This window comes from Asticcacaulis sp. (genome assembly GCF_027484505.1).
GTDB lineage: Bacteria > Pseudomonadota > Alphaproteobacteria > Caulobacterales > Caulobacteraceae > Asticcacaulis.
Window position 1 is genome coordinate 1 of record NZ_JAIXSV010000257.1, and the last position, 5,199, is coordinate 5,199.

The 5,199-nt window shown below is 62.9% G+C and carries 3 protein-coding genes and 1 pseudogene; 2 read left to right on the forward strand and 2 right to left on the reverse strand.

The features are described from left to right. Positions 1-248: 248 nt before the first annotated feature. Positions 249-1,907 (reverse strand): hypothetical protein, encoded by a 1,659-nt coding sequence (locus tag Q0072_RS15495; protein ID WP_298331884.1) that lies wholly within the window; start codon positions 1,905-1,907, stop codon positions 249-251. A gap of 535 nt (positions 1,908-2,442) precedes the next feature. Here Q0072_RS15495 and Q0072_RS15500 point away from each other — a divergent pair. Both Q0072_RS15500 and Q0072_RS15505 read left to right on the forward strand, forming a co-directional pair. Beyond that, the gene (locus tag Q0072_RS15500; protein ID WP_298331887.1) at positions 2,443-3,495 is read left to right on the forward strand and encodes an SIS domain-containing protein; all 1,053 of its coding nucleotides are present in this window, start codon (positions 2,443-2,445) and stop codon (positions 3,493-3,495) included. 49 nt (positions 3,496-3,544) lie between these two features. Beyond that, positions 3,545-4,216, forward strand: coding sequence for a DUF1345 domain-containing protein (locus Q0072_RS15505; protein ID WP_298331889.1), 672 nt, complete (start codon positions 3,545-3,547; stop codon positions 4,214-4,216). Positions 4,217-4,836: 620 nt separating this feature from the next. Here the strand turns inward: Q0072_RS15505 and Q0072_RS15510 are convergent. Next, positions 4,837-5,199: pseudogene (locus Q0072_RS15510) on the reverse strand (hypothetical protein); the annotation flags it as partial.

Below are 5,199 nucleotides of genomic sequence, written 5' to 3' on the forward strand. Positions count from 1 at the left end.
ACGACGACTTCGGTGACTTCGTTGGCCGGGCTGGCGTTGGAATCGCCGGTGGCGGCTTCCGCCGGCTGGTCGGCAGCGGTCTGAGTCTGGTCTTGCGCCACGGCAGCGTTCACCGCTGCCAGAGACGTCGTAGCCATCAGCAAGGCGCCGAGGGAAAGAGTTTGCAGTTTCATAGGATCAACCTTTGCTGAAGGACTTGGGGAGCAGAGCGCGTTGCGGCGGGGTTTCCCCCGCCGCGCTTTCGCTTGCTACTGGCAGGACTTCTCGCCAGTGCCCATGCCGCAGGTCCAACCCTTGTACCAGGTGTCGCTGGCGTCCTTCACGGCACCGATATAGGTCGGCTTGGTGAAGAAGCCGAGGTTGTTGTTGGCCGCATCATTGATGATGGTCGGGTCGGTGACCGCGACGGCGTTTTCGGTCGCGCCGTTGATGATGTCGTTGGTCAGGGTCGTCGTCGTACCGATCGAGTTGTTGGTGACGGTCGGCAGCAGAACCGAGGTGACCGAAGACACGCGGGTGATGTTGCCCGTGTTCCACAGGGCTTGCGCCTCAGCCACGGTCGGCAGGGTCTGACCGGTGTTCGACGAACCCGTCTGGACACTAACCGAAGCGATACCGCCGCAGATGCCCATCACCGAGCGGAAGGCGACCTGAGCGATGACCGTATTGTTGTCCTGCACTTGCAGGCAGTTCGACGTCGGGCTGGTGGTGCGGATGATCGAGTTCATCAGCAGCAGGCCGGTGCCGGTATCCAGCTTCAGCGCCTGAGTGTTGGCGGTGTTCTTCATGATGATGGTGGCGTTCGACACCTTCGGATAGGAGAACGGGCGCAGGGTGCCGGTGTTGACCGCCGCCGAAGTCGGGCACATCGAGCGGATGCCGCCGTTGCCGCCCTTATTACAGGACATTTCGAAGCCGAAAGACCCCGCCGTCGAGCGGGCGGCCTGAAGCGCGATCATCCACTGCACCGAACCCGACCAGGTGTTGTCGGTGTCGAACTGCTCGTCGTCGTTGCCGACCAGCACGAGGTGCTTGGCGTTGACCGCGCCGCCGAAGAATTCGACGCCGTCGTCCGACGAGTTATAGACCTGCACGTAATCGACCGTGGTGCCCGCGCCGACGCCGGCGAAGGTGATCCCGTTCAGCTCCTTGCCCACATCGACCTGATAGCCGGTGTAGCGGACCTGCACGTACTTCAGCGTACCGGAGTTGTCGGCGAGGCTGTTGCCGCCGAAGTTCAGACCGGCCACGGCTTCGAAGGACGCGCCGCAGGTGTTGAAGCCGTCAAGGTTGGACGGAACCGCATCGGTGGCGCAGGAGTTCGACGGCGCACGGCCGAGGAGGACCAGACCGCCCCATTCGCCGATCGAGTTCGAGGTCGAAGCGCCGGTGACATTGTTCTTGGAGGTGAAGACGATCGGGTTGGCCGCCGTACCTTCGGCGAAGATTTGCGAGCCGCGCTGAACGGCGATGTAATCGAGACCGGCCGAACCGAAGACGGTGACGCCCGGCTCGATGGTCAGCACGCCCTTGCGCGCGCCGGCGATAGGAGCGTTGACGTTCGGACCCATGTCCTCACCGATATTGACGCGGCCCGAGACCGAGTAGATGACGCCGTCGAGCTTGGCCAGCGTCAGGCTGCCCGTGATGGTGTTCGGCAGCTGGCAGTTGCGGGCCTGAGCACCGCCGGCCAGCGTGATGACGCCGATATTGTCGGTGCCGGTCGGGCACGAAGTGGCCGCGACGCCCGACGTAGAAGAAGAAGACGAAGACGAGGAGCCCGTGCCGCCGCCGATCAGGACGCCTTCGCCCGGCGAAGCGACGTTGTCAGCCCCAAAGCAGCCCGCCAGAGCCACAGCAGCGGTAAAGCCCAGCAGACCCAGGCGGAATTTCGTGGAAGTGTTCATGTCATCTCTCCAGACCAGCGCAGCGGCGCGTCGGGAGACCCCGTTCTGAACGCACCCATGCCATCAAACGGCCTTATAGGGAGGCTGTGTGACAGAACGCCCAAACTTGTGTGACGGAATTGTGTAACCCCGGAAACGGCGGGTTACTCGCGGCGGAATCGCCTCTGTAACGCGCGTTATGTGTCTTTGTGGTCACGTTTTCGCCTGTCAGGGTACTGGTCCGGCGATAGCCAATTCGTCAAAAACACAAAAAAAAGAGTGGCCGCCACAAGGGCAGACCACTCCAGTAGGGCCGGGAGGAAATGAGGGAAAACCCGGTTACGAATAAGAACGTGGCACAGATAAAGCCCAATGGCAATATTGGTTATATCCTTTTAGAGTGCCCCAAACGCGATTTTTCGCAAAACCCCCCTGCGAACATGAGGAAAAAGGCGACTTTGCGATTGGCCTTGCCTCAAAAGCGCATCGGTAGTAATACCAATGCTAAATATTGGTATCAAAAACACACCTGCCTCGTCACAAAGGAACCGTCTGCATGTCCCTCGCCTCCGTCGCCACGCCGCTGGATGAAACCACGACCCTGATGTTCCGTGAGGCGGCCGAAGGGGGGGACGCGGTTGAGCGCTTCCTGAAACGTAATGCCGAGACCCTGAGCCGCATCGCCACGCGCCTGAAGGCCCAGCCGCCGAAGGCCGTCGTCACTTGCGCGCGCGGTTCCTCCGACCACGCCTGCACCTATGGCAAGTACGTCATTGAGACCCTGACCGGCGTGCCGGTCAGCTCCGCCGCCCTGTCGGTGGCCTCGGTCTATGCCGCCCCGGTCGTCGCCGCCGAAACCCTGTGCATCGCCGTGTCGCAATCGGGCCGCTCGCCCGACCTTCTGACCGCCGTCGAAGCCTATAAGGCCGCCGGTGCCTTCGTTGTGGCGCTGGTTAATGACGAAACCGCGCCGCTGGCGACGCTGGCCGACGAAGTCCTGCCCCTGTGCGCCGGGCCGGAACTGTCGGTCGCCGCCACCAAATCCTGCCTCGCCGCTCTGGCCGGTTTTGCCGCCCTGACCGCCGAATGGGCCGACGACGCGACGCTCAAGGCCGCCGTGGCCGCCCTCCCCGCCCAGATGCGTCAGGCCTTCGATCTCGACTGGTCCGCCGCCCTCCCCGCCCTGACCGCGGCCAACAACCTGTTCGTTATCGGTCGCGGCTACGGCTTTGGCGTGGCGCAGGAAGCGGCGCTGAAGCTCAAGGAAACCTGCGCCCTGCACGCCGAGGCCTTCTCCGCCGCCGAAGTGCGCCATGGCCCCATGGCCATCGTCAATCAAGGCTTCCCCGTGCTGGCCTTCGCCACCTCCGACACCGCCGGCGATGGCGTGCGCGACGTGGCCGCTGAGTTTGCCGGACGCGGCGCCGTCGTATGGCTGGCCGACACGACGCCGGGCGCCTATACCCTGCCCGCCCTGGCCGCCGAGCCGATCCTTGAGCCCATCCTGCGCCTGCAAAGCTTCTACCGCCTCGCCAACCGCCTGTCGCTGGCCCGCGGCCTCAATCCGGACAGCCCGCCGCACCTCAACAAGGTGACGAAAACGGTTTAAACCCCCTCCCCGGCTGGACATTTAACAAAGGGCGGTCATACCATCGTGTATGTCCGCCCTTTCCTTTGTCCGCACCCTGCGCACCCGCCCGTGGCTGAGCCGCGCCATAGCGCTCGCCTGCGGGCTAGGCACGCTTCTGGGCACCCTCACCGATCTGCGCCTGTCGCAAAGCGTGCTGATCGCGTGGAACAGCGCTGCCGTCTTCTACCTCATCGCGCTCGCCCACCTGATGATGAGCACCCAGACCGCCGACATGCGCCGCCGCGCCGAAACCCAGGACGTCGGCAAATGGACCATACTGGGCCTGACCGGTGCCGCCATCGCCGTCTGTGTCGTCGCCATCGCCAGCGAACTGATTGCCGCCCACAGCGAAACCGGCCTCAGCAAAGGCCTCGACCTCGCGCTGGTCGGTGCCACCATCGTCACTACCTGGGTCTTCGTGCACGCCACCTTCGCCCTGCACTACGCCCACGCCTACTATATCGCGCTGCGTCTTGCCGAGCCCCCGCCCCTCAAATTCCCCGATGAACACAGCGAACCGGACTATCTCGACTTCGCCTATTTCGCCTTCATCATCGGCACCGCCGCCCAGACCGCCGACGTCTCCGTCGCCTCCAAAGCCATGCGCCGCCTCAATCTCGGCCACGCCGTCTTCGCCTTCTTCTACAACACCACCATCCTCGCCCTGTGCATCAATATCGCCGCCAGCCTGCTGGGGTGAGTTGAGTTTGGGGCAGGGGTAAGATTCCGGGGTCAGCTGACCCCGGACCCCGGATGTGGGTGCGCGATTTCCGCATTTCTGCGGGCAGAGTGTGGGGCGGTGAAAGATTTTAGCCACCAAAAACACAAAAAGCACGAACGGGAGCTTGGGGCATAGGTCTGCGCTCTATTTCTCCTCCCTACGAAGTGGGGTATAGCGTAGCGAAAGTATAGCTTTCGCAAGCGATGGGCAGCGAGCGAAGCGACGCTGACGCAGCGGTATAACCATCCGTAAGATACCCCTCCGCCTCGTAAACTCGGCACCTCCCCATAATATGGGCAGGAGGAAGATCGCGAAGGTGAAATCGTCACCGCAGCCCAGAAACCACAGATTTCACAGATTATCCGTGTCTGCGTCACGCAGGGGCGCGCAGCGCCAATCTGTGCAATCTGTGAAATCTGTGGTTCAAAACCTTTCGGCGCGCAGCGCCATTCATCCGGGCTTGCCGCACGAAGGTAAGGGTCCTGCGGGCCGGGCGTTTCAGCAGTTCTTTTGGCTGCGCTGAACTGCGTTTCGTGTTTTTCGTGTTTTTGGCTTCGCCGAACTACGTTTCGTGGCTAAATCTTCAGCGGCTAAACTCTTCACCCGGTATCCAGCGGGAACAGGTCGGGCCACAACAGGTTGAGGTCTTCGCGGCTGTAGGCTTTCAGCGCTTTCAGCAGCGTGTCGCGCGTTTCGCCCATTTCATACAGGCGGGGGAGCCTGTCCCCGTGGAGGATTTCCACATCTTCGTCACGGATCAGGCCGTAATCGTGCTGCGTTAACGGCGCGCCTTGCGGCCGCGGGATGGCCACCGTGTTCAGCACGCGCTCCCGCAGAGCCGCCTCCTGCGGCGTCAGGGACCGCGACGAGGCAATGGGTTCAGATTTCGGTTTGGGCTGAGGTTTGACCTCGACTGGCGCGATAGGCGCGGGTGCAGGCTGAGGCTGAGGCTGAGGCTGGGG

Excerpts from the sequence above, each read along its gene's own strand:
- Q0072_RS15495 (WP_298331884.1), bottom strand. The coding sequence starts at position 1,907 with ATGAACACTTCCACGAAATTCCGCCTGGGTCTGCTGGGCTTTACCGCT.
- Q0072_RS15500 (WP_298331887.1), top strand. The coding sequence starts at position 2,443 with ATGTCCCTCGCCTCCGTCGCCACGCCGCTGGATGAAACCACGACCCTG.
- Q0072_RS15505 (WP_298331889.1), top strand. The coding sequence starts at position 3,545 with ATGTCCGCCCTTTCCTTTGTCCGCACCCTGCGCACCCGCCCGTGGCTG.